Source organism: Amycolatopsis regifaucium (genome assembly GCF_001613935.1).
Classification (GTDB): Bacteria; Actinomycetota; Actinomycetes; order Mycobacteriales; family Pseudonocardiaceae; genus Amycolatopsis; species Amycolatopsis regifaucium.
Genome location: NZ_LQCI01000045.1, coordinates 103,557 through 125,184, shown reverse-complemented (window position 1 = coordinate 125,184; position 21,628 = coordinate 103,557). Strand labels below are relative to the sequence as shown.

General features: G+C 69.3%; 26 protein-coding genes and 1 pseudogene. 9 read left to right on the top strand and 18 right to left on the bottom strand.

Annotated elements, in window-relative coordinates; all coding sequences use genetic code 11:
• Positions 1–91: 91 nt before the first annotated feature.
• Positions 92–547, top strand: a complete 456-nt coding sequence (locus AVL48_RS31545; RefSeq protein ID WP_167386355.1) for a B-4DMT family transporter — start codon at positions 92–94, stop codon at positions 545–547.
• On the opposite strand, the gene AVL48_RS31540 is transcribed toward AVL48_RS31545, so the two are convergent.
• The 11 genes from AVL48_RS31540 to AVL48_RS31490 all read right to left on the bottom strand — a co-directional run bounded on the left by AVL48_RS31540 (position 502) and on the right by AVL48_RS31490 (position 9,186).
• Positions 502–1,986, bottom strand: a complete 1,485-nt coding sequence (locus AVL48_RS31540) for a glycoside hydrolase family protein (RefSeq protein WP_061980647.1) — start codon at positions 1,984–1,986, stop codon at positions 502–504. The two genes, AVL48_RS31545 and AVL48_RS31540, sit on opposite strands and share 46 nt — an antisense overlap.
• Positions 1,987–2,046: 60 nt before the next feature.
• A complete protein-coding gene (locus tag AVL48_RS31535; RefSeq protein WP_061980646.1) occupies positions 2,047–2,973 on the bottom strand; it encodes a GNAT family N-acetyltransferase in 927 nt (308 codons plus the stop codon).
• Positions 2,970–3,401 carry a type II 3-dehydroquinate dehydratase gene (aroQ, locus tag AVL48_RS31530; protein WP_061980645.1) on the bottom strand — a complete coding sequence of 144 codons (432 nt, stop codon included), beginning with the start codon at positions 3,399–3,401 and terminating at the stop codon, positions 2,970–2,972. The genes AVL48_RS31535 and aroQ overlap by 4 nt, the downstream gene beginning before the upstream one ends.
• Complete coding sequence (aroB, locus tag AVL48_RS31525; RefSeq protein WP_061980644.1) at positions 3,398–4,507, bottom strand: 3-dehydroquinate synthase; 1,110 nt, start codon at positions 4,505–4,507, stop codon at positions 3,398–3,400. The genes aroQ and aroB overlap by 4 nt, the downstream gene beginning before the upstream one ends.
• A gap of 8 nt (positions 4,508–4,515) precedes the next feature.
• Positions 4,516–4,944, bottom strand: a complete 429-nt coding sequence (locus AVL48_RS31520; protein ID WP_061980643.1) for a hypothetical protein — start codon at positions 4,942–4,944, stop codon at positions 4,516–4,518.
• Positions 4,941–5,465 carry a shikimate kinase gene (locus AVL48_RS31515; RefSeq protein ID WP_082857825.1) on the bottom strand — a complete coding sequence of 175 codons (525 nt, stop codon included), beginning with the start codon at positions 5,463–5,465 and terminating at the stop codon, positions 4,941–4,943. Before AVL48_RS31515 ends, AVL48_RS31520 begins: the two co-directional genes overlap by 4 nt.
• Positions 5,462–6,649 (bottom strand): chorismate synthase, encoded by a 1,188-nt coding sequence (gene aroC, locus AVL48_RS31510; protein WP_061980641.1) that lies wholly within the window; start codon positions 6,647–6,649, stop codon positions 5,462–5,464. Before aroC ends, AVL48_RS31515 begins: the two co-directional genes overlap by 4 nt.
• A 46-nt stretch (positions 6,650–6,695) precedes the next feature.
• Positions 6,696–7,301, bottom strand: coding sequence for a prepilin peptidase (locus AVL48_RS31505; protein WP_244162464.1), 606 nt, complete (start codon positions 7,299–7,301; stop codon positions 6,696–6,698).
• A gap of 387 nt (positions 7,302–7,688) precedes the next feature.
• Positions 7,689–8,312, bottom strand: coding sequence for an anti-sigma factor family protein (locus AVL48_RS31500; RefSeq protein ID WP_061990009.1), 624 nt, complete (start codon positions 8,310–8,312; stop codon positions 7,689–7,691).
• Complete coding sequence (locus AVL48_RS31495; RefSeq protein WP_074038191.1) at positions 8,309–8,821, bottom strand: sigma-70 family RNA polymerase sigma factor; 513 nt, start codon at positions 8,819–8,821, stop codon at positions 8,309–8,311. The genes AVL48_RS31500 and AVL48_RS31495 overlap by 4 nt, the downstream gene beginning before the upstream one ends.
• Positions 8,818–9,186 carry a hypothetical protein gene (locus tag AVL48_RS31490; RefSeq protein ID WP_061990011.1) on the bottom strand — a complete coding sequence of 123 codons (369 nt, stop codon included), beginning with the start codon at positions 9,184–9,186 and terminating at the stop codon, positions 8,818–8,820. Before AVL48_RS31490 ends, AVL48_RS31495 begins: the two co-directional genes overlap by 4 nt.
• 131 nt (positions 9,187–9,317) lie before the next feature.
• On the opposite strand from AVL48_RS31490, the gene AVL48_RS31485 reads away from it, so the two are divergent.
• Positions 9,318–9,758, top strand: a complete 441-nt coding sequence (locus AVL48_RS31485) for a QcrA and Rieske domain-containing protein (RefSeq protein WP_061990046.1) — start codon at positions 9,318–9,320, stop codon at positions 9,756–9,758.
• 74 nt (positions 9,759–9,832) lie between these two features.
• On the opposite strand, the gene AVL48_RS31480 is transcribed toward AVL48_RS31485, so the two are convergent.
• On the bottom strand, positions 9,833–10,288 hold the full coding sequence (locus AVL48_RS31480) for a PTS sugar transporter subunit IIA (RefSeq protein WP_061990013.1): 456 nt from the start codon (positions 10,286–10,288) through the stop codon (positions 9,833–9,835).
• Positions 10,285–10,530 (bottom strand): annotated as a pseudogene (locus AVL48_RS31475) (PTS sugar transporter subunit IIB); the annotation flags it as partial. The pseudogene AVL48_RS31475 and the gene AVL48_RS31480, both read right to left, overlap by 4 nt.
• Before the next feature lie 225 nt (positions 10,531–10,755).
• Here AVL48_RS31475 and AVL48_RS31470 point away from each other — a divergent pair.
• From AVL48_RS31470 to AVL48_RS31455, 4 genes are read left to right on the top strand one after another with little or no spacing between them, the layout of a single operon-like run.
• Positions 10,756–11,544: a GntR family transcriptional regulator gene (locus AVL48_RS31470; protein WP_061990048.1), complete on the top strand. Its 789-nt coding sequence runs from the start codon at positions 10,756–10,758 to the stop codon at positions 11,542–11,544.
• Entirely contained in the window at positions 11,541–12,797 is a 1,257-nt protein-coding gene (locus AVL48_RS31465; protein ID WP_061990017.1) for a PTS transporter subunit EIIC, read from the top strand. The genes AVL48_RS31470 and AVL48_RS31465 overlap by 4 nt, the downstream gene beginning before the upstream one ends.
• A gap of 40 nt (positions 12,798–12,837) precedes the next feature.
• The gene (locus tag AVL48_RS31460) at positions 12,838–13,104 is read left to right on the top strand and encodes an HPr family phosphocarrier protein (RefSeq protein WP_044850409.1); all 267 of its coding nucleotides are present in this window, start codon (positions 12,838–12,840) and stop codon (positions 13,102–13,104) included.
• A 60-nt stretch (positions 13,105–13,164) separates the two neighbouring features.
• Complete coding sequence (locus AVL48_RS31455) at positions 13,165–13,989, top strand: serine hydrolase domain-containing protein (protein WP_061990019.1); 825 nt, start codon at positions 13,165–13,167, stop codon at positions 13,987–13,989.
• Here AVL48_RS31455 and AVL48_RS31450 read toward each other — a convergent pair.
• Positions 13,979–14,920 carry a D-2-hydroxyacid dehydrogenase family protein gene (locus AVL48_RS31450; RefSeq protein ID WP_061990021.1) on the bottom strand — a complete coding sequence of 314 codons (942 nt, stop codon included), beginning with the start codon at positions 14,918–14,920 and terminating at the stop codon, positions 13,979–13,981. The genes AVL48_RS31455 and AVL48_RS31450 overlap by 11 nt on opposite strands.
• 30 nt (positions 14,921–14,950) lie before the next feature.
• Here AVL48_RS31450 and AVL48_RS31445 point away from each other — a divergent pair, with 30 nt between their 5' ends.
• Positions 14,951–15,304 carry an NIPSNAP family protein gene (locus tag AVL48_RS31445; protein WP_063816612.1) on the top strand — a complete coding sequence of 118 codons (354 nt, stop codon included), beginning with the start codon at positions 14,951–14,953 and terminating at the stop codon, positions 15,302–15,304.
• Positions 15,305–15,316: 12 nt separating this feature from the next.
• Here the strand turns inward: AVL48_RS31445 and AVL48_RS31440 are convergent, their stop codons facing one another.
• A complete protein-coding gene (locus AVL48_RS31440) occupies positions 15,317–16,516 on the bottom strand; it encodes an endonuclease/exonuclease/phosphatase family protein (protein ID WP_061990023.1) in 1,200 nt (399 codons plus the stop codon).
• A 160-nt stretch (positions 16,517–16,676) separates the two neighbouring features.
• Between AVL48_RS31440 and AVL48_RS31435 the strand changes: the two genes are divergently transcribed.
• Both AVL48_RS31435 and AVL48_RS31430 read left to right on the top strand, forming a co-directional pair.
• Entirely contained in the window at positions 16,677–17,099 is a 423-nt protein-coding gene (locus AVL48_RS31435) for a hypothetical protein (protein ID WP_061990025.1), read from the top strand.
• A 17-nt stretch (positions 17,100–17,116) separates the two neighbouring features.
• Positions 17,117–17,785 carry a TetR/AcrR family transcriptional regulator gene (locus AVL48_RS31430; protein WP_061990027.1) on the top strand — a complete coding sequence of 223 codons (669 nt, stop codon included), beginning with the start codon at positions 17,117–17,119 and terminating at the stop codon, positions 17,783–17,785.
• A 71-nt stretch (positions 17,786–17,856) separates the two neighbouring features.
• Here the strand turns inward: AVL48_RS31430 and AVL48_RS31425 are convergent, their stop codons facing one another.
• From AVL48_RS31425 to mltG, 3 genes are all read right to left on the bottom strand, one after another.
• Positions 17,857–19,113, bottom strand: a complete 1,257-nt coding sequence (locus AVL48_RS31425; RefSeq protein WP_061990029.1) for a GrpB family protein — start codon at positions 19,111–19,113, stop codon at positions 17,857–17,859.
• Between the two features lie 140 nt (positions 19,114–19,253).
• Positions 19,254–20,111, bottom strand: coding sequence for a shikimate dehydrogenase (locus AVL48_RS31420; RefSeq protein WP_074038192.1), 858 nt, complete (start codon positions 20,109–20,111; stop codon positions 19,254–19,256).
• Complete coding sequence (gene mltG, locus AVL48_RS31415; protein WP_061990054.1) at positions 20,098–21,549, bottom strand: endolytic transglycosylase MltG; 1,452 nt, start codon at positions 21,547–21,549, stop codon at positions 20,098–20,100. The genes AVL48_RS31420 and mltG overlap by 14 nt, the downstream gene beginning before the upstream one ends.
• Positions 21,550–21,628 lie beyond the last annotated feature (79 nt).

The window sequence follows — 21,628 nt, the reverse complement described above, 5'->3', positions numbered from 1 at the left end:
ACCCCTCCGGCGGGGGAGGCCCGCATCCAGAGGACTAAATGCGGCCGGGCGCAGCGGCCGCTGATCGCTACTGGCGAGTTAAACTCCCCCAATGGCACCGTGGCTGACTCGTGGACTCGTGATGGCGCTGCTGCACGGCGCGGCCGTCACCGTGCTGGCCAAGTACGAGGTCTACAACCCCACCGACCAGACCCTCGTCACCTCCCTCACCCTCGCCGTCCTGGTCGGCGCGGCGGCGGGCTGGGGCGCGGTGGACGCGTGGCAGGGCAAACCCGAGCGCGGCAAGAACTGGTTCATCGCGGCGCTGATCGCGGGCCCGGTCTCCGGCGTGCTGTACGTGATCGGCCGCGCGGTGTTCGTCGACCAGACCGGCGCCTCCGAACTCGGCGGCGCGCTCACCGGCGGCGCCGCTTTCTCGGCCCTGCTGGTGCTCATCCCGGCCGGGCTCGGCCTGTTCGTCGGCGGCCGGATCGCGACGACGGCCCCGGAGGACGACGAGGCTCAGCCTGAGAGCGAGAAACCGGCCGGGAAACCGTCCCAGGCCTGATCGCTGATCTCTTCGACGGTCGAGTCGTTCAGCGCCGCCGCCCCGGTGTCGGGCACGGCGAACAGCTTGCCGTCGAGCACCACCGCGACCCCGCGGCCCGGCGCGCGCACCATTTTCGCCCCGGCGCTCAGGCGCGCGGCCTGCGGGAACTTCTCGAGCACCTTGAGCCGCTGGTCGACCACCTCGCCCGCGAGCGTCGCCGCCACCGAGCGCCGGTCGACCCGGACCAGTTTTCCCTCGGCCACCAGGTCGATCGTCCGTTGCGGCGAAGGCATCGCGACCCCTTCGAACGCGGTCCGGATCCGGGCGTCGCCGTCGCAGGCCCGCGAACCGCGGACGTCGAGGCCGAAATGCCTGAGGTCGGTCGGCGCCCCCGCGCCGCCGACGATCGTGGCACGGACGACGTCGAACGGCACCCGGTCGCAGACGTCGCCCGAGGAGAGCGGCGCGTGCCCGTCGGGCCGCCGCACCAGGCCGGGGCCTTCCTTCCAGCTGCCGGGGATGAGCACCGGCCGGTATGGCTGAGCGGTGAAGTCCCTGGTCCAGAAGGTGAGCGTGGTACCGGTGTCGGTCTCGTGCGCGATCACGAAGGCGTCGAGCGCGCCGACCCACATGAGATCGGTGCTGAACCCGTCGACCAGCGAGCGGGTGCGCGGTGAGATCGTGCTGGGCTTGGCCACGAACCCCTGCTCCCCCAGCGTCTCCACCCCCCGGGTGAAGGCCGCGTCCCTGGCGCGAAGCAGGAACTGCCCGGCGCCGTTCCACCCGGCCGCTTTGGCCGTGGTGTCGGTGAAGAGCACGTAGAACCAGCCGTCGAGGTACACCGCCGAGGGCTGGCCCGCGCCGTAGACGTTGGCGCGGTGCACGTCGTGCGACGGGCCGATGATCGGCTGCCCGCCCGCGGAACGCGTCCAGGTGAGCCCGTCGGTGCTGGTGGCGAGGCCGATGGAGTTGCCGAGCGCGTGGTCGCCCGCCGCGCCGGTGTAATACATGTAGTAGGTCGAGCCGACCTTGATCACCGAGGGGTCGCACGTGTGCATCCCGTCGAAACCGCCGGGCGCGCCGGAGAACACCGCCGCCGGGCCGCCACCGGACGGGCCGGTGAAGGGACCGTCGAGCGACGGCGACTGCGCGTAGAGGATGTCGTCACCGGCGGGCTGGGCACTGCCGTACTGGCTGCACCACCACATCCGGAGCTTGTCGCCGTCCCGCATCACGGTCGGGCCGTAGTTGTAGACCGCGTCCTGATCGCCCGCGGCGACCACGCCGCCGCTCTGGCGCGGATCACCGGTGGCGAGTTCGACGTCCATCGGGCGGGGCTTCTCGGCGGGTGCCTGCTGGACCCCGCCGATCCCGCCGCCCTTGCCGTCGGCCTGGGACTGGACGGTGCCGTCACTGCACGCCATCGAAAGCGCGCCGGCCGCGAGGACGGCCACCACGGCACGGGCGGGTCCCCGACCCCCACGAAAAAGGCGCATGATGGCCGAGTGTAGCGAGACTTAGCCCGCCTGGGTGACGTCGCTCCCCGGTAGAGCGACCAGCTCCACTTCGAAGCCATCGGCGTTTTCCAGGTAGGCGGCGTAGTGCTGATCACCGCCCGCATACGGATACTTGTCCGGGAACATCGTCGACCAGCCATGTTCGAGGGCTTTCGCGGCCAGTTCGTTCACCCGGTCGCGCGTATCGACGTGCAGGGCGAGATGGTTCAGCCCCGGCTGGGTGCGCTCGTGCGTCGCCCCGCTGAGCGCGGGCGAACGTTCGACGACGAGATAGGTGGCGCCGTGCCTCCAGCTGACCCCGGCGGGCCAGCGCTGGAATTCGCGCCAGCCGAGTTCGCCGAGCAGCCAGCCCCAGCTCGCCTCGGCGCGTGCGAGATCCGGGACCCACAGTTCGATGTGATGCGGTTTGCCGTGGTCCGACGGCAGCGCGACGAAGACCCGATGCGGCCCGCTGCCGTAGTGATCTCCCCCACCGACGTCGAGGAAACCCAAGCGCCGCACCAGGTTCTGACTGGCCACATTGGACTCGCCGATCAGCGCCCACACCGAGGACAGGCCGAGCCCGATGAGGCCGTGCTCCAGCAGGGCCTTCGCGGCTTCGGTCGCGAAGCCCTGCCCGCCGTGCGCGCGCGAAAGGTAATAGCCGATCTCCGGCACGTCGCCGGGTAACTCAGCCGAGGGCCGCAGATGCGCGAGACCGATGACGTCACCGTCGCGCTCGATCACCCAGTGCCCCATCCCGGCCGGGCCGTCGTAGGACAACCTGCGGCCGACCATTTCGCGCACCCGGTCCGGCTCGGTGAGCGGGACCGCGAAATGCGCGCTCATTTCCGGATCGGCGAAGAGCTCGACGATCGCGTCGGCGTCCGACTCGGTCAACGCGCGCAGCCGAAGCCGTGCGGTGACCAGCTCCGGCGGGGTGTTCATACCGCGTTCGCGGCCATCCAGCGCAACGCGAGCGGGTAGCCGTCGACACCGAGACCGGCGATGACGGCGGTGGCGATGTCCGACAGCACGCTGTGGTGCCGGAACCGCTCGCGTTTGTGCACGTTGGAGATGTGCAGCTCGATCAGTGGCGCCTTGAGCTGGGCGGCGGCGTCGCGGACCGCGATGGAGTAGTGCGTCCACGCGGCGGCGTTGAGCACCACCGGCCAGCCGACGTCGGCGGCCTCGTGCAGCCAGCCGACCATCTCGCCCTCGTGGTCGGTCTGACGGACCTCGACGTCGATCCCGAGTTCCTTGCCGGTGCCGACGCAGGTCGAGACCAGATCGGCGTGCGTGGCCGAACCGTAGATGCCCGGTTCCCGCAGCCCGAGCCTGCCGAGGTTGGGACCGTTGAGGACGAGCACCTTCACAGCAGGACACTCCCGCCGGGCTTGGGTGCCTCGCCCGCCACCACCGAGTACGCCGCCGCGAGCAGCGACGGGTCGGGGCCTTCCAGCCTGCCGGGCTTGGCGAGCCCGTCGAGGACGACGAAGCGCAGCACACCCGAGCGGGTCTTCTTGTCGCCCTTCATCGTTTCCAGCAGGTGCGGGAGCGCGTCCGGGTCGTAAGTGGTCGGCAGGCCCAGCAGCTTGAGGACGGCGGCGTGGCGATCGGCGGTGGCGTCGTCAAGACGGCCTGCCAGGCGCGCGAGCTCGGCGGCGAACACCAGTCCGACGCTCACCGCGGCGCCATGACGCCATCGGTACTTTTCGCGGCGTTCGATGGCGTGGCCGAGCGTGTGGCCGTAGTTGAGGATCTCGCGCAGGTTCGACTCACGCAGATCCGCGGCGACGACGTCGGCCTTGACCTGGATCGAGCGGCGCACCAGCTCGCCGAGGACCTCGCCGGTGGAATCCAGCGCGGCGGCGGGGTCCTGCTCGACGAGTTCGAGGATGCGTGGATCCGCGATGAACCCGGTTTTGACGACTTCGGCCATCCCGGCGACGAGTTCGTTGGGCGGCAACGTCTCCAGCGTCGCGAGGTCCACCAGGACCGCGCTCGGCTCGTGGAAGACGCCGACCAGGTTCTTGCCTGCTTCGGTGTTGATCCCGGTCTTCCCGCCGACGGAGGCGTCGACCATGCCCAGCAGCGTGGTGGGCACGTTGACCAGGCGCACGCCGCGCATCCAGGTCGCGGCGACGAACCCCGCCAGGTCGGTCACCGCGCCGCCGCCGAGGCCGACGACCACGCCTTGGCGGTCGAGGCCGATGCGGCCGAGCACCTCCCAGCAGAAACCGGCGACGGTGAGGGCCTTGCCGTCCTCGGCGTCGGGGATCTCGACCCGATGCGCGTCGATCCCGGCCTCGGCCAGTTCGTCGCGGATGGCCTCCGCGGTGGTCGTGAGCGTCGGGGGGTGGATCAGCGCGACCTTGGAGGCGTCAGTGAGCTGCTCGGTGAGCTCGCCCAGCAGTCCCCTGCCGATGACGACGTCATACGGCTTGGCGGTGTTGACGGTGATGCGGACCGGCTCGGTCATCGTGTCCCTCACTTCGGCGGAAGCCGCTTGGCCCTGGCGACCTCGCAGGTGATCTTGCCCTTGACCGGGGTGTCGCCCGGGATCTCTTCGGTCACCGTCTGGCCCGGCGTCATGCGGTTCTTGGCGAACAGCGCTTCACCGGAGGCCTTGCCCTCGGCGTCCTTGATCGCGATGGTGACGGCGTAGCGCGCGTCCTCGCTCGAGCTGTTGGTGACCTCGATGGTGATCTTCGGGGTGTAGCTGTTGCTGTCGCATTTGGTGACCTTGACGTCCGCGGCGACGTCCGCCTCGGCGGCGGCACTGGTCGCGCCGGGAGCGGCGCTGGTCGCCCCACCGGTCTGGACGACGTCGGAGCCGGCGGGCTGCTTTTCTTCGCCGCACGCGGTCAGGGTCAAGGCGAGGACGGCGAAGAGAACGCCGGCGGTGGTGCGCTTCATGCTTGTTCCTTGCTGTACTCGGTCAGCCCGGCGACGGCGGCTTCGACGACCTCGGCGGGCGTACGGTGATCGGTGTCGATCTCGATCGTGGCCACCTCGCGGTACACCGGCAGGCGCGCGTCGAGGAGCGCCTTGTAGGTGGCACGGGGGTTCACCCCGGCGAGCAGCGGACGCGCCGTCGACAGCCCGGCGCGTTGCACGCCGGCGGCCATGCCGACGTTGAGGAAGACCACGGTGTGCGCGGCGAGCCGCGCCCGGGTGCCCGGCGTGATCGGCGCTCCCCCGCCGAGGGAGAGGACGCCGTCGTGTTCGGCCAGCGCGTTGGCGACGACCTCCTCCTCCAGCGCGCGGAAGGCCGGCTCGCCCTCCTCGGTGAAGATGTCGGTGATGGACTTGCCCGCCCGGGCGACGATGTCGTCGTCGCTGTCGCGGAAGGCCAGGCCGAGTGCGGCGGCGAGCGCGGGGCCGACCGTGCTCTTACCCGAGCCCGGCGGCCCGATGATCACCGCACGAGGAGTCACCAGCGCTCCTCGAGCGCCTTCAGGTAGGCCTCGGCGTTGCGCTTGCTTTCGGCCAGCGAGTCGCCGCCGAACTTCTCCAGCGCGGCGTCGGCGAGGATCAGCGCGACCACCGACTCCAGCACGACCCCGGCACGGGGTACCGCGCAGACGTCGGACCGCTGGTGGATGGCCACCGCGGGTTCGCCGGTGGTGACATCCACAGTGGACAGTGCTTTCGGGACGGTCGAAATCGGCTTCATGGCGACACGCACGCGCAGCGGCTCGCCGTTGGTGATGCCGCCTTCGAGGCCGCCCGCGCGGTTGGACCGGCGGGTCACCCCGACCGGGCCGGTGCCGCGGTCGATCTCGTCGTGGGCCTGGCTGCCCCAGCGCGTGGCCGTGGTGAAGCCGTCGCCGACCTCCACGCCCTTCATCGCCTGCACGCCCATGAGCGCGCCGGCGAGGCGGGAGTCGAGCCTGCGGTCCCAGTGCACGTGCGAGCCGAGGCCCGGCGGCAGCCCGTAGGCGATCACCTCGATGACGCCGCCGACGGTGTCACCGGCCTTCCGCACGGCGTCGACCTCGGCGACCATCGCGTCGGTCCCCTCCTGGCCGAAGGCGCGGACGGGGCTCTCGTCGATGGCGGGCAGGTCCGACGCCACGGGCAGCGGGCCCTCCGGCGCCGAGGCGCCGCCGATCGACACGACGTGGCTGAGGATCTCGACCCCGAGCAGCTGCTTGAGGAAGGCGCGGGCCACCGTGCCGAGCGCGGTCCGCGAGGCGGTCTCGCGGGCGCTCGCGCGTTCCAGCACCGGACGGGCCTCGGGGAAGCCGTACTTCTGCATGCCGGGCAGATCCGCGTGGCCGGGCCGGGGACGGGTCAGCGGCTCGTTGCGCGCCAGACCTTCCAGCTCCTCGGCGGGCACGGGATCGGCCGACATGACCTTCTCCCACTTGGGCCACTCGGCGTTCTCGATCTGGATCGCGACGGGGCCACCCTGGGTGAGCCCGTGCCGGACGCCGCCGGTGAACTCGATGTGGTCGGTCTCGAAGCCCATCCGGGGGCTGCGGCCGAAGCCGAGCCTCCGTCGCGCGAGCTGCTCGCCCACTTCGGCGGTCGTGACCTCGACCCCGGCGGGCATCCCTTCCAGGATGGCGGCGAGGGCGGGTCCGTGCGATTCCCCTGCGGTTATCCAGCGCAACACCTGACAGATCCTGTCACACGTCCCAACCTGCCGGGGAAGGGCCGGGCTATCCCGGACCGGGTCCGGCGAAGACCGCGAGCGCCCAGGCCGCGACCAGGAGACCGGGGCCGTGCGGCACCGTCGGATGCCTGGGTCCGCCCACCGCGAGCGCCACGCTCAGCAGCGCCGCGGCGACCGCGCCGAGCACGACCGAGGGCCAGCCCGTCGCGGCGAGGACCGCGCCGAGACTCCCGGCGAGCTTCACGTCACCGGCGCCGAGCGAGCACGGCGACAGCGCGTGCACGAGCGCGTGCGCGCCGCCGAAGACCAGCGCGCCCAGCACGGCCCGCCCCGCGATGGCCGCCCCTCCCCCGGCCGCGGCGACCGTGATGGCGGCCGCGAGGGCCGGGTACGCGGGCAGGGTCAGGACGTCGGGCAAGCGGCGGTACTTGAGGTCGGCGAGCGCCAGCGGGACGGCGAAGACGGTCAGCACGGCGGGGACCGCGAGCCACCAGGACGGCCAGGCCCCGTCCTGGTGGCGGAGGGAGACCGCCAGGAGGAGGGCCGCTGTGAGGGCGGCCGTCCAGACCGTCACCGGCGCTCCCGCGCGGCGCAGGCAGGCGCGGGTGGCGAGCGCCGATCCGGCGCCCGCCACCGCGAAGGCAATCGGCATGAACACAAGATCAAGAGTCCGCCCCCGTGGTGCCCTCAGGCAAGAACTTCTTTTCGTGACAGGGACTTTCACGCACTTACGGCAGGCGAGGCGCCGCGGCTGGGCGGTACTCGTCACCTGCGGTCCTGCTCGCGTGAAGTACATGATGGCCCCCTTCCTTGCGCTAGGCGCAGTGAAGGGGGCCTTCATGTACTGGGAAAGGAGAACCTGCAGTTGTGCACTTACGCCTGCCCTGCCCTGCCCGAGGGTGGGGCCCCACACCAGTGGGTGACCCAATACAGTCCCTCAAAGAGTCCTTCACGGTCAGGCGGCTACCGGGCTCACCCGCCGTAGGTACCTGAAACACCCTTGGCTAGAACGACCCGAATCACTCACGACCCACCGGACTCAGGGGTTCATCCGCAGCAGCGGCAGCCCCGAGGGCGTGCGGATCTCCAGCGCCTTGATGTCCCCGGTGCGCATCGCGGTGCCGACCACGATGTGCGCGGTGTCCTTGGGCATCGCGCGCCAGGACGCCAGTTCGCTGGTGCCGCCGTCGGCGTCGACGGCGACCAGGATGTAGTCCCCGGTGCGGTTGCCGCCGTAGCTGCAGGTCATGTCGACCTTGGTGCCGGTGTCCGTGGCGGACATCGCGACCTGGGCGGTCACCGGATAGTCGCCGAGCGGCGTCATCGGATCACCGCCCGCCGCGACCGGCCCGGTCAGCACGACCGCGAGCGTGACACTGGCCGCGACGGCGACTCCGGCCGCGACGGCGGTGATCGATCGTTGGAGCCGCCTTCCCCGGCGGACCCGGTCGAGCACGGTCGGCAGCAGTTCCGGCGGCGGTTCCTCCGCCGGCGGCGCGGGGGCACCGGCCTGGGCGAGCAGCCCCGGGATCCCCGCCAGATCCCGCACGGACGCGGCGCACTGGTCACATACATGGAGGTGTTTCTCGTAGGCGGACCGGTCTTCCGGGGACAGCGCCCCGAGTACGTAGGCCGCGTCGTAGGTGGCGAAGGGGTCGGTCATCGAGTCACCCCTCTTTCCTCCAATACCATCCGCAACGCCCGCAAGGCGTAATGCGTCCGCGACTTGACGGTCCCTTCGGCCACACCAAGCCGCTTCGCCGCGTCCGCGACGGAGTAGCCCTGGAAATAGCACAAAACGACCACTTCACGATGTCTCGGCGAGAGCTCGCCGAGGGCTTCGGCGACCAGCCAGCCCTGAACCGCCCGTTCGGTGCCGTCGGTGACCGCCGTTTCGGGCGGTTCGCCGGTCACCACCTCCGGATGCGCCGCGGAAGCACGCCAGTCGTCGATCGCTATCCGTCTCGCCACGGTGAACAGCCAGCCCCGCGCCGATCCCTCGGACTGGTCGAGCACCTTGGCGTTGCGCCAGGCCCGCAGCAACGTCTCCTGGACGACGTCCTCGGCGCGGACCCGGTCACCGCTGGTCAGGTGCAGTGCGTAGGACCACAGCGCCGCGGCGTGCTCGTCGTGCAGAGCCCGCATCAGCCGGTCCTCCGCGAATTCCTTCACCGATCCGTGCCTTCGCGAAGGAAAAGCAAAGGGAGGGCGAAGACGACGCACGCCACTTCGGTGATCAAGCCCCACAGCTCGGCCTGGGTGGTGAAGCGCTCTGAGACGCCGAAGAACCCTGTCGTCAGTGAAAGCACGTACGCACCCAGCGTGGCCAAACCGAAGCCGATCGCCGCCAGCACGGGCAGCCAGTGATGCCAGACCAGAACGGCGACCGCGATCACCACGCCCGCCACCACGTTCACCAGGAAGAGTGGCCCGACCACGTCCGTCTCGGCGGCCCAGTCCTGCCATACGACGTAATGCACCCACGTCGAACCGAGCAGGCTCGCCGCCACCACCGCCCGCAACAACCACCGGATCATGCCCGTATCTCTTTTCGCGTGTTCGGTTCCCCCATGCCCTTGAACACGGAAAAGCGGGGCTCTCGGTTCAATTCCGCACCCGATGGTCGCCGAAATTGAACCGGATGGCCGCTTGAACCGTGTCTATGGGCATGACTGCCGAACTGCATTCCCGCCGCACCGTCCTGAGCACCGGGGCCGCCGTCGCCGGCGTGGCCGTCGGTGCCGTCACCCTCACGGCCTGCGGAAGCGAAGCCCCGTCGTCCGGCTCGGCCGCCGCTCCGCCCGTCGCGGCACCGGGCGAGACCTTGACCGCGCTCTCCGACCTCGAGGTCGGCCAGGCGAAGGCCGCCAAGACCGCCGACGGCAAGGACGTCATCGTCACCAGGACCGCCGAGGGCACCGCGGCCGCGTTCAGCGCGATCTGCACGCACCAGGGCTGCGCGGTCGTCCCGGCGGGCGCGGAACTCAACTGTCCTTGCCACAACTCGATCTTCGACGCGGCGACCGGCGCGGTCAAAAAGGGACCGGCGGACAAGCCGTTGCCCTCGATCGCGGTCAGGGTCGCCAACGGTCAGGTCGTCACCGCCTGAGAAACGTCATGAGGGGCCCCATCGGACGACTACCGTCCTATGGGGACCCCTCATGACACTCGCGAGTGTGGAGTTCAGCTGTCCCAGGTGAAGATCAGGTCGCCCGCCTCGACGTCGCCGCCGGTGAGCAGTCCGGAAAGGACTTCGGCCTTCGCGTCCAGTGCCACGACGGGCACGATCGGCGAGTAGCCCGCCGCCGCGACGGCCTCCGGGTCCCAGCCGACGACCGGCTGTCCGGCGCGAACGGCCTCACCCTTGACGACGTGGAGCGTGAACCCCTCGCCCTTCTGCTTCACCGTGTCGATCCCGAGGTGGACCAGCACGCCGCGGCCGTCTTCGGTGGCCACCACGAAGGCGTGCGGGTGCAGGGTCACGATCGTCCCGTCGACCGGCGCGACCGCGTCCTGGCGCCCGCCCGCGGGCATGACCGCGAGGCCGGGGCCGACCATCGCCTGCGCGAAGACCGGATCGGGCACGTCGGTCATGGCGGTCGTCTTCCCGCCGACCGGGCTCAGGATCTCCAGGCTCACAGCAGGTCCTCGATGTCACTGGCGATCGTGTCGGCCTCCGGCCCCACGATGACCTGGACACCGGCGCCCATGCGCACGACACCCATCGCGCCGGCCGCCTTCAGCGCCGCCTCGTCGAGCAGGCTCATGTCTTCGAGCTCACAGCGCAGCCGGGTGATGCACCCCTCCACCTCGATGACGTTCTCGGCGCCGCCGAGCGCGGCGAGGATCTTTTCCGGCCTGTCATCCGCCATCGCGGTCTCCCTGTTCCCTGTCGGTTTCCCACATGCGAACCAGCTGTACTACGCCGTTCGCCGACTCGCACCCGATCCCTGGCCACGAACGCGTAACGGTGGTTGACACCCGCTCGTGCGACGGAGCATCCTGCCCCATCGGATCATTGGTCTAGACCGGAACGTACCAATCTTCCGGACCAGACGCGAGTACGGGTTACCCAAATCGACCGGCCCGAAAGGACGGTGACCGTCATGAGCGCTTCGGCGCAGCTGCCGCCGTCCGACCGTGTGATCAACGGACCGACGCCCAAGCACGCCCAGCTGCGGGAGATTCTGCGCCGCACAGTGGAGCGTGAGCTACCCCCTGGCTCACCGATCCCTTCGGAACGTGACCTCGCCGAGACCTACCAGGTGTCCAGGCTCACGGTCCGGTCGGCGATCGGCAAGCTCGTCGAAGAAGGGCTCCTGTCCCGCGTGCGCGGGAAAGGGACGTTCACCGCCGCGAGGCGGATGGAATTGCAGCTCTACCTGATGTCCTTCACCGAGGACATGCGCCGTCGCGGGATGACGCCGACCACGGAGGTCGTCAAGACCGCCACCGAGGTCCCGCCCGCCCCTTCGGCACACGCACTCGGCCTGGCCCCCGGCACGCCGGCGCACCGGCTGGTCCGGCTTCGCCGTGCCGACGGGGTACCGCTGGCGGTCGAACGCGGCTGGTATCACGCCGGCCGGATGCCCGGCTTGCTCGACCTCGATCTCACTCGATCGTTGTACGTCCAACTCGCCCAGTCGTATGACCTTCGCCCGGACCACGCGTGGCAGACGGTCTGGGCCGAATCCGCGGACCGCGAAACGGCCCGCATGCTCGGCATGCGCGCCGGCAGTCCGCTCCTTGTCTTCCGCCGGGTCTCCAGCGTCAACGGGGAACCGATCGAAGACATGACTTCCTGGTACCGGGGCGATCACTACCAGGTCACCATGCAGCTTGACCGGAACACCCCGGATTCCGGTCACCATCCTCACTACGGAGGTACCCGATGAGCTCCACCACCGCGGAGGGGGCGAAGAGCAAGGGCAAGGGACTGGCCGGGCTTCAGCGCTTCGGCCGCAGCCTCATGCTCCCCATCGCCGCTCTTCCCGCCGCCGCACTTCTCAACAGGCTCGGTCAGCCGGACCTGCTCGGCAAGGACGGCCTCGGCTGGGACAAGGTCGCCGAGGTGCTCGGCGCGGCGGGCAACTCGCTGTTCAGCTGGCTGCCGCTCCTGTTCGCGGTGGGTATCGCCGTCGGCTTCGCGCGGAAGAGCGACGGCGCGACCGGACTGGCCGCAGTGGTCGGCTTCTTCGTGTTCACCAGCGTTCTCCAGGTCTTCGCGCCGTTCTCCGAACTGCCGGGCTGGAACCCCGAGAAGCCCGCGGGCCTGATGCTCAACCCGCTCAAGTGGCCCTACAGCGTGCTGGCCGGTGTGATCGTCGGTCTCGTCACCGCGCTGCTGTGGCAGAAGTTCTACCGCATCAAGCTGCCGCCGTACCTGGCCTTCTTCGGCGGCCGCCGGTTCGTGCCGATCGTCACCGCACTGACGCTGATGATCCTCGCGGTGCCGCTCGGCCTGGTCTTCCACTGGGTCAACGACGGCATCCAGGCCGCGGGTGAGGCGGTCACCGGCGCGCCGGTGGTCGGTGGCGGTATCTACGGTGTGCTCAACCGGTTGCTGATCCCGGTCGGTCTGCACCAGCTCCTGAACGTGCCGGTGTGGTTCATCTTGGACGGCGGTGACCTCACGAAGTTCTTCGAGGGCGACCCGACCCGCGGCACCTTCATGACCGGCTTCTTCCCGATCTTCATGTTCGCCATCCCCGCCGCGGCGCTGGCGATCTGGCAGACCGCGAAGCCCAGCCAGAAGAAGATCGTCGGCGGTGTGATGATCGCCGGTGCGCTGACCTCGTTCCTGACCGGTATCACCGAGCCGATCGAGTTCTCGTTCATGTACGTCGCGTGGCCGCTGTACCTGATCCACGCGGTCCTGACCGGTACGTCGCTGGCACTGGTGAACGCGCTCGACATCCACCTCGGCTTCGGCTTCTCCGCGGGCGCGATCGACTTCGGGCTCAACTTCAACCACCCGGCGGCGAGCGGCAACGTCTGGCTGCTCATCCCGATCGGCCTGGCCTACGCGGTCGTCTACTACGTGATCTTCCGGTTCGTGATCAAGAAGTGGAACCTGCGGACCCCGGGCCGCGAGGACGACGCGATCGAGGCCGATCTCGAAGCCACCGCGGCCAAGCCCATCAAGTAGTTTCAGCTCAGCGGAACCGAAGGCACGAAAGGGAAAGAACATGCCGGAGAAACGCGTCACCGTGGCCAGCAAGGTGGGCCTGCACGCCAGGCCCGCGGCGACGGTCGCCAAGGCGGCCGCGGCGCAGCCCGTCGCGGTGAAGATCGCCAAGGCGGGCGGTGACCCGGTCGCGGCCGGCAGCGTGCTGAACCTGATGACGCTCGCCGCCGGTTACGGCGACGAGGTCATCATCAGTGCCGAGGGCGAGGGGGCCGAGGCGGCCGTCGACGCCATCGCCGAGCTGGTGGCGACCGACCTCGACGCCTGATTCCTCATTCCGCGAAGCCCGGGCCGCCCCGACCGGCCCGGGCTTCGTAGGGTGTGGGGCATGGACAGCGTGCGTGGGATCGAAGAGTGGCCGGTGGACAACGCCGCCACGGCCGTGGTGACCGCCGCCGGTGACGTGCTGGGCACGCACGGCGACACGTCGAAGGTGTACAAGCTGGCGTCGGTGACGAAGCCGCTGACGGCCTACGCCGCACTGATCGCCATCGAAGAGGGCGTCGTCGAGCTCGACACCCCCGCCGGGCCGAAGGGGTCGACGATCCGGCATCTGCTCGCGCACACCTCAGGACTGGCCTTCAACGAGCACAAGCCGATGGCCGCGCCCGGCAACCGGCGCCTGTACTCCAACGCCGGCTTCGAACAACTCGCCGACGCGCTCACCGAGCATTCCGGCATCCCCTTCGCCGACTACCAGGCGGAGGCACTTTTCCAGCCGCTGGGCATGAAGGCGACCAAGCTGACCGGTTCACCCGCCTCGGGTGCGGAGTCCACTGTGGACGACCTGGTCGCGTTCGCCGCCGAACTGCAGGCACCGACGCTGATCGCCGCCGAGACGGTGCGCGAGGCGACTTCCGTGGTCTTCCCCGGACTTTCCGGTGTCCTGCCCGGTTTCGGCCATCAGAAGCCGAACGACTGGGGCCTCGGTTTCGAGATCCGCGACCACAAGAGTCCACATTGGACCGGCACGTCGAGCTCACCGCGGACCTTCGGCCACTTCGGACAGTCCGGGACGTTCCTGTGGGTCGATCCGGACGCCGGCGCCGCCTGTGTCGCGCTCACCGACCGCGCGTTCGGCCCGTGGGCGGCCGAGGTGTGGCCGCCCTACACCGACGCCGTGCTCGCCGAGCTGCGCGACGTCACTCCATGACACGCAGCGGTGAACCCGCCCGGAAGGCCGCGATGTCCTCGACGGCGTCGCGGTAGAAGATCTCGTAGGCCTCGCGGGTGACGTAGCCGATGTGCGGGGTGAGCACGACGTTGTCCAGCGTCCGCAGCGGATGCTCCGAAGGCAGCGGCTCGACGTCGTAGACATCGAGTGCGGCGACCGCGATCTCCCTGCGGCGCAAGGAGTCCACCAAGGCGGCTTCGTCGACGATCGGACCGCGCGAGGTGTTGACGAGCATCGCCGTCGGCTTCATCGCGGCGAGTTCGGGCGCGCCGACCAGTCCGCGGGTGCGGTCGCTGAGTACCAGGTGGACCGACAGCACGTCCGAGCGGGCGAACAGTTCGTCCTTCGACACCGCCGTCACGCCGTGGGGATCGGCCTTCTCCTGGGTCAGGTTCTGGCTCCAGGCGATGGTCTCCATACCGAACGCCTTGCCGATCTCGGCCGCGCCCGCGCCGAGCCTGCCGAGGCCGAGCAGCCCGAGGGTCTTGCCGTGCAGGATCGTGCCGACCGTGGTCTGCCAGCCGCCCTCGCGCATGTTCCGCGACTCCACCGGCACGTTCCGCGCCGCGGCGAGGATCAGCGCCCAGGTGTGCTCGGCCGCCGGGGCCGCGATGTACCCGGTGGAGGAGACGACCACGCCGTTGCGCCGGGCGGCGGCCACGTCGATCGCGGCGTTGCGGTGCCCGGTGCTCACCAGGAGCTTGAGCGCGGGGAGCCGGTCGAGCACTTCGGCCGGGAAGCGGGTGCGCTCGCGCATCGCGACCACGACGTCGAAGTCCCGCAGGCGGGCCACCACGTCGGCGGGATCCGCGAACGGCTCCGTGAACACCTCGATCTCGGCGCCGAGGGAGTCCCAGTCCCCGAAGCCGAGTGCCACTTCCTGGTAGTCGTCGAGAATCGCGATCTTCATGGAGCCCAGGCTAGGGTCGCTTCCGTAACCATGCGCAGGGAGGCCGCCGTGATCCTCGAATTCCGGACATACCGACTGAAGCCCGGGACGAGTGAGGATTTCCTCCGCGTCATGCGCGAGGTTTGCCTCCCCCTCCTGGAAAGCGCGGGTCTGCGCGTCGTCGATTGCGGTCGTTCCCTGGTCGCCGAAGACGGCCAGGAAGAGGCTTACCTGATCCGGGCGTTCGCCTCGCTGGAAGCGCACGAGCGGCAGGAACGCGAGTTCTACGGCAGCGAGGCCTGGCTGAACGGCCCGCGCGAGGAGATCGTTTCGCGGATCGAGAACTACCACTCGATCGTCATAGAGACCTCCGAAGCGGCGGTCGAAGCACTCAGTCGGCGTTGATCGGGCGGCTTCCTACCAGCGTGGCACGAACACGTCGACGCGGACCAGGTGGTGGTCCGACGCGTCGTTGAGCCGCGCCAGCGGTGAGTCGGGCAGCGGCCAGAAGACTTCGGCGTGCCAGGGGAACAGGCCCTTCGACGGCAGGACGTAGTCGATCCGCAGGTTCCCCGGCGCGTTGTCGTTGAAATCGCCGGTGTCGAAGAAGGGGTCGCCCTTCTGGCCGATGTTGGCGCCTGCCTGGTCCTGTGCGGCGCGCACCGCGCCTTCGCTGCCCGGGCGGGTCTCGAGGACGCGAGGGGCGTTCAGCAGGCGGGAGATCGCGCCTGGGACGCTGTCGCCGTCGAGCGGGTCGGAGTTGTGGTCGCCGGCGATGACGAACTTCTCGTGCGCGCCCAGCCCGCCGCGGTGACCGCGGTCGTCGTGGATGTAGCGGCCCTTGCCCGGGGTCACGTAATCCGCCCAGAAGCGGATCTCGTCGTTGTTGCGCGTGCCGTTGCGGTCTTCGGGGCCGTCGAAGGTGGGCGGCGTCGGGTGCGCGGTGAGGAAGTGCACGGTGGAGCGGCCGACGCGGATCGGAAGGTCCCAATGGGACTTCGACGAGAGGCGCAGGACGTCGAGTGCCGGCGGCGAATACCAGTCGTTCGGCGCCGGGGTGGCCGGGTCGTCGGGGAGCAGCGCGCCCGGCATGTCCTTCCAAAGGAACTTTTGGAAGGTCCGGGCGTTCTTGGTGTCGATCGGGTACTTGGACAGCACGAGCATGCCGTACTGGCCCTCGAAAAGGCCGAAGCCGTGCGCGTCGTTGCCGCCGCCGACCCGGCCGTCGCGGTCGAGGTCGAAGCCGGTCGCGACACCGGTGTTGGACGGCGCGGTGAAGGCGTACGGATAGTCGATCGGGGCGGCGCCCTTCTGGCCGCGCTTCAGGTAGTTCTCGCGGAACAGGTCCGCGGCGCGGTTTTCCGGCACGTAGTCGAACTCGTTGATCAGCAGCACGTCCGGCCGGGAGCGCTGGACCACCTCGGCGACTTCGTTCGCCTGCGCGTTGCCGGGCTGCGACAGGTCGGTCACGAGCTGCCCCGCGGCTCCCCGGTTGAGCGAAGCGTTGTACGTCGCGAAGCGGACGCTCTGCCCGACGGCGGCCTCCGCCGGGGTGGCGGCCGGCAGCGTCCCGGCCAGCAGGGCGACCGAGGTGAGCACGGCGGCGATGCGTTTCAAGGTCCTGTACTCCCCGCTTTGCTTTGACGACCCAGTTCTGGCCAGACCTTACGCGGCCGCCGCGGTCCCCTTGGTGAGCTTCCGGTGAACAGCGACTCTTGAACGCGTTCAAAACATCGGCTACCGTTTGTCTTGAACACGTTCAAAACGGAGGTCCCCCATGCAACCTGTCGTAGTGGCCTATGCGCTCTACCTGGTCATCACCGTCCCGCTGACCGTGCTGGTCGCCCGCACGCTGAGCAAGCACGGCAAGACATTCCTGGAAGACGTCTTCCAGGACAAACAAGCCCTGGCCCATTCGGTCAACCAGCTGCTGGTCGCCGGCTTCTATCTGGTCAGCCTCGGCTTCGTGACCCTGTTCTTGACCAGCAACGACACCGTCCTCGACGCGCGCGACGTCTTCGAGATGCTGTCGGTGAAGGTCGGCACCGTCGCGCTCGTACTCGGCGTGATGCACGTCGGCAACGTGCTGGTGTTCAACGGGATCCGGCGTCGCCACCTCAACCACGGCACCACGCGGCCCGCGCCGGTGCCGCCGCCCTACCCCGGTTACCCGGCGCCCGCTCCACATCCGGCGCCCTGACCGGATAACGTGCACTGGTGGCGAAGAGTGAGGAAACCAGGTCACTGATCGTGGCGACCGCGTTGCGGCTGTTCGCCGAGAACGGCTACGACCGCACGACCATGCGGGCCATCGCCGCCGAAGCCGGTGTCTCGGTCGGGAACGCGTACTACTACTTCGCCTCGAAAGACCAGCTTATCCAAGGCTTCTACGACGAGATCGCCAAGGCGCACCTCACGACGGCGCGCCAGGCGATCGAAGGTGAGCGGGACTTCAGCGCACGGCTCAAGACCGTCCTGCTGACCTGGCTCGACGTCGCGGAGCCGTACCACCGCTTCGGCACCCAGTTCTTCGTCAACGCCGCCGACCCGGACTCGCCACTGAGCCCGTTCAGCGAGGAGTCGACGCCCGCGCGGGACGCCTCCATCGGGCTGATGCGCGACGTCATCGCCGACTCCGACGCCAAACTCGACCCGGACCTGCGCGACGACCTGCCCGATCTGCTGTGGCTGTACCAGATGGGGGTCGTGCTGTTCTGGGTCCACGACCGGTCGGCGGGCCAGAAGCGCAGCCGGGTGCTGGTGGAGCGGACGGTGCCGCTGATCGCCCGGCTGGTGGGGCTGTCGCGACTGCGGGTGCTGCGGCCGGTCAGCCGTGAGATCGTGTCGCTGATCCGGGACCTCTCGAAGCGCGACGACGCCGCGTGAGAACGCGTTTCGTCCTCTGAATGCTCTTGGGGGTGTCTCGCATTTAGAGGACTAGACGCGTTCGGCGGGGCCTAGTTCACGGCCCGGAAGTACAGGAACCGCGGCTTGGTCCGCAGGTTCGCGTACCAGCGCGGATCGGACTCGGCGAGGGCCTCCTCCGGCATCGGCTCCACCAGCCTGTCGACGGCGAACCCGGCGTCCCGCACCGCGCCGAAGGTCCAGCTCAGCGGCCGCCGGTAGAACTGGACCTTCTGCTTGTGCTCCCCCAGCGGGAACTCGTCGTCGAGCAGTTCGAGCTGGAAGTAGTTCTCCTTGCCGAACCAGCGCCAGTCCTCGCCGGGATGGTGCACCGAGAACACCAGGATCCCGCCCGGCTTCAGCACGCGGCGGAACTCGGCCAGCGCCGGGGCCCACTCCTTCAGATAGTGCAGCACCAACGACGCCGTGATGACGTCGATGGAGCCGTCCTCGACGAACGTCAGCGGCCGGGACACGTCCGCCGTCTCGAATCTCGCGACGGCTCCGAATTTCTCCCGGGCGACGGCGACCATGCCTTTGCTGGCGTCGACGCCGAGGACGTCGGCGCCCTTCGCGGCGAGCAGCGCGCTGAGGTGTCCCGCCGCGCAGCCGACGTCGAGCACCCGCTTGCCCGCCACGTCACCGGCCAGCTCGACGATGGCGGGCCGGTCGTAGTGGGCGTTGGTGCTGCTGCTTTCGGCGTGCGCGGCGTAGAGCCGGGAGAAGCCGTCGTATTGGGCGGCACGCGCCCGCTCGATGATCTCGTCGATCACCTCGGTCTTGGCGTCGGCGTAGTGCTGGATGTACTTCCAGGTGCGCGCGGCCAGCTCGCGTTTCTTGGCCTCGTAGAGTTTCCGCTCGTCTTCGTGCGCGATCAGCCGGTCGCGGAAAAGCCGGTACCGCTCGGTCTGACCGTTGTCCGGCGAGTAGACGTGCAGGTTGATGTTCGTGTCCGGGCCCTTGAAGCAGCGGTGCTTCTCCCAGTCCGGCTCGCGGATCGTGAGCTTGTAGCCCGCCGCCTCCAGCGGCGGCACGTAGCTGTCCTCGTCGTCCGAGTCGGGGACGATGAGCATGATGTCGATGATCGGCTTCGCGCAGAGCCCGGGCACCGACGTGGAGCCGACGTGCTCCAGGACCAGCGCTCGCTCCCCCAGGATTCCCCGGACGCGCTTGGCTTCCCGTTCGAACAGTTCGGGCCACTCCGGGTCGTATTCGGCCAGGGTGACGGTGGAATTCAGTACCGGAGCCTGATCGACCCACGCGCTGGTGATGTCTTCTTCGGTGTAGTCGTCACGATCGGGTTTAGGCATTGACCCCTTGTTCCTTCCTCAAGGCAGTCGGCCAGATTATCGAACCGGGACGATCTTGTCAGGCGGTTTCGCGACATCGGCCGGTAGTGAAGGCCTCCTTCCCTGCCTTCAGGGTAGGTAAGGAGGCCTTCACGGACCTGTCAACGGATCGGCAGGGAAAGGATCCCGCCGGTCGCCTCCCGCAACGCGTCCCGCATCACCTCGCGCGGCGCGGGCCGCCCGGTGAAGTATTCGGCTTGCCCGAAGGCCTGATGCAGCAACATGTCCAGCCCGGTGGCCAGCCGACCGCCCCGGTCGGCGACCGCTTCGGCGAGCGCTGTCGGCCAGGGGTGATAGATGACGTCGAGGACGCGGCCGATCCCGGCCAGCTCCGCCAGGTGCGGCCGGACGGCGTCCGGGGGCACGGTGTTCACCAGTACCGCCGAGGCCGCCGCGATCTTCCCGAAGTCGGTGTCGGCCCAGCGAAGGACCTCGACGTCCAGACCGGCCCGCTTCGCCGCCCCGACCGTTTCCGTCGCCCGCGCGGGTTCGCGCACGACGAGCCGGACCGTCCGGACGCCGAGCGCCGCGAGTCCGACGACGGCCGCCGCGGCCGTGCCGCCCGCGCCGAGGACGATGGCCTCGTCGTCCGGGTCCGGCGAGTAGCCACCGGCGATCCGTAGTGCCTCGGTGATCCCGTCGACGTCGGTGCAGTCGGCGAGCCAGCCGGTTTCCCTGCGCACCAAGGTGTTCGCCGCGCCGACCGCCGCAGCGCGCGGCGTCACCTCGTCGGCGAACTCCAGCGCGGCCCGTTTCCCCGGCATGGTCACCGAGAGTCCGGTCCACTCCGGACCGAGCCTCCGGACGAACTCCGGCAGGCCCTCGCCGTCCATTTCGACGCGTTCGTAAGTCCAGCCCTCGAGCCCCAGCGCGCGGAAGGCGGCGCCGTGCAGCACGGGCGAGAGCGAGTGCTCGACCGGCTTTCCCAGGATCGCGGCTCTGCGGTTAGTAGACACCACGCCTCTGTGCGTCCAGCTTGTTCTTGTTGTGCTCGTCGTTCGTCACCGCGAAGCAGGAGAGCCCGTTCTTCTCGCACTTGACGAAGAAGATCCAGTCTCCCGCGACCGGCTTGAGCGCGGCCTGGATCGCTTCCGCGCTGGGCACCGCGATCGGTGTCGGAGGCAGGCCGAAGGACTTGTAGGTGTTGTACGCGCCCGCTTTTTCCCGTTCCTCGGGTTTCGTGAGCAGGGTCGGCCGGTCGAGGACGTAGTTGACCGTCGAGTCCATCTCGAGCCGCATCTTCTCGTCGAGCCGGTTGTAGACGACCCGCGAGATCTTCCCGAAGTCGGCCTTCACCGCCTCGCGTTCGATGATCGAGGCGATGATGAGCGTCTCGTACGGCGTCTTGCCCTCGCCCTTGGACTGCTCGCTCAGCCCGGCGTTGAGGATGCGCTCCGCCGAGATCTTCACGACGTCGGCGAGCAGTTCCTCGGCCGTCCAACCGGGTTTGACGTTGAAGATGCCCGGCGCGATCAGCCCTTCGAGCCGCCGGTCCTTGTGCTCGGCCTTCGAAGCGGCCTCGACGGCCCAGGGCGGGACACCCAGCTGCGCCAGATCCGCGGTCTCGATCGTCTTGCGCAGTTCTTCGACCGGGATACAGGTGCTCTTGCCGTTCAAATCGGCGCAGGAAGCCTTGGACAGCAACGAGTACACCCCCGGCGTCACCTTGCCGTCCGGCTGGGTGATGTCGTGGAACTGGGTGTAGGGCCGGATTTCGACCTGGCCGACCTTCGAACCGGGGGCGGTCATCTTCTCGACCGCGCTGGCGCCGGACATCTTCGTCTTCATGACGTAGTAGCCCTGCTGCAGCCGCGAGACGGCGGTGTTGTCCTCCCCCGCCTTCACGAACGCCTTGCCGCTGGCGACCACACCGGCCGCTTGGAGCCGATTGCCGATCGCCGACGTCGAGTCACCCTTCTCCACCTGGACGAGGACGTCGCTCTCGCCGGCGCCTTCGTAGTCGTCGTAGCCGAAGATCTCGGTGAAGCCGTAGTAGGCACCACCGGCGAGCAGGACGAGCACGGCCAGCGCGGCGATCCAGCTCAGCGCGCGCTTCTTCTTGCGTTTCTTGGGCGGCGGTCCCTGACGTTCCGGGCGTTCGTCCTCGATGCGCTCGGGCTCGGCGCGATCTTCGTCCTCGAAGTCCTGGTCGTCTTCGTATTCGTCGTACTCGTCGTAGTCCTCGTACTCGTCGTACGCGTCGTCGTCGCCGAAGATCTGGTCATATTCCTCCTCGCTGCCCTGGGGCGGAGGAGGCGCCGCTCCGGGACGCCGGGCCAGCGGCGTCTCCTGCACGGTGGGAATGATGTCGGTCGGGCGCTCGTCCGGGTACGGGCCGTCGTCCTCATGGCGCCTGCGGCGGCCGGGACGCGGTTCCTCCTGGGCACGGGCGGGCAGACCGAGACCGCGGTCACCCGGCTGGGGGGACCGCCGGGGCGGCGCGGGAGGCGGTGGCGGGGGTACCGCCTGTTCCGGG

Excerpts from the sequence above, each read along its gene's own strand:
- AVL48_RS31545 (WP_167386355.1), top strand. The coding sequence starts at position 92 with ATGGCACCGTGGCTGACTCGTGGACTCGTGATGGCGCTGCTGCACGGC.
- AVL48_RS31535 (WP_061980646.1), bottom strand. The coding sequence starts at position 2,973 with ATGAACACCCCGCCGGAGCTGGTCACCGCACGGCTTCGGCTGCGCGCG.
- aroB (WP_061980644.1), bottom strand. The coding sequence starts at position 4,507 with ATGACCGAGCCGGTCCGCATCACCGTCAACACCGCCAAGCCGTATGAC.
- AVL48_RS31520 (WP_061980643.1), bottom strand. The coding sequence starts at position 4,944 with ATGAAGCGCACCACCGCCGGCGTTCTCTTCGCCGTCCTCGCCTTGACC.
- AVL48_RS31505 (WP_244162464.1), bottom strand. The coding sequence starts at position 7,301 with ATGCCGATTGCCTTCGCGGTGGCGGGCGCCGGATCGGCGCTCGCCACC.
- AVL48_RS31500 (WP_061990009.1), bottom strand. The coding sequence starts at position 8,312 with ATGACCGACCCCTTCGCCACCTACGACGCGGCCTACGTACTCGGGGCG.
- AVL48_RS31490 (WP_061990011.1), bottom strand. The coding sequence starts at position 9,186 with ATGATCCGGTGGTTGTTGCGGGCGGTGGTGGCGGCGAGCCTGCTCGGT.
- AVL48_RS31485 (WP_061990046.1), top strand. The coding sequence starts at position 9,318 with ATGACTGCCGAACTGCATTCCCGCCGCACCGTCCTGAGCACCGGGGCC.
- AVL48_RS31470 (WP_061990048.1), top strand. The coding sequence starts at position 10,756 with ATGAGCGCTTCGGCGCAGCTGCCGCCGTCCGACCGTGTGATCAACGGA.
- AVL48_RS31465 (WP_061990017.1), top strand. The coding sequence starts at position 11,541 with ATGAGCTCCACCACCGCGGAGGGGGCGAAGAGCAAGGGCAAGGGACTG.
- AVL48_RS31460 (WP_044850409.1), top strand. The coding sequence starts at position 12,838 with ATGCCGGAGAAACGCGTCACCGTGGCCAGCAAGGTGGGCCTGCACGCC.
- AVL48_RS31455 (WP_061990019.1), top strand. The coding sequence starts at position 13,165 with ATGGACAGCGTGCGTGGGATCGAAGAGTGGCCGGTGGACAACGCCGCC.
- AVL48_RS31450 (WP_061990021.1), bottom strand. The coding sequence starts at position 14,920 with ATGAAGATCGCGATTCTCGACGACTACCAGGAAGTGGCACTCGGCTTC.
- AVL48_RS31445 (WP_063816612.1), top strand. The coding sequence starts at position 14,951 with ATGCGCAGGGAGGCCGCCGTGATCCTCGAATTCCGGACATACCGACTG.
- AVL48_RS31435 (WP_061990025.1), top strand. The coding sequence starts at position 16,677 with ATGCAACCTGTCGTAGTGGCCTATGCGCTCTACCTGGTCATCACCGTC.
- AVL48_RS31425 (WP_061990029.1), bottom strand. The coding sequence starts at position 19,113 with ATGCCTAAACCCGATCGTGACGACTACACCGAAGAAGACATCACCAGC.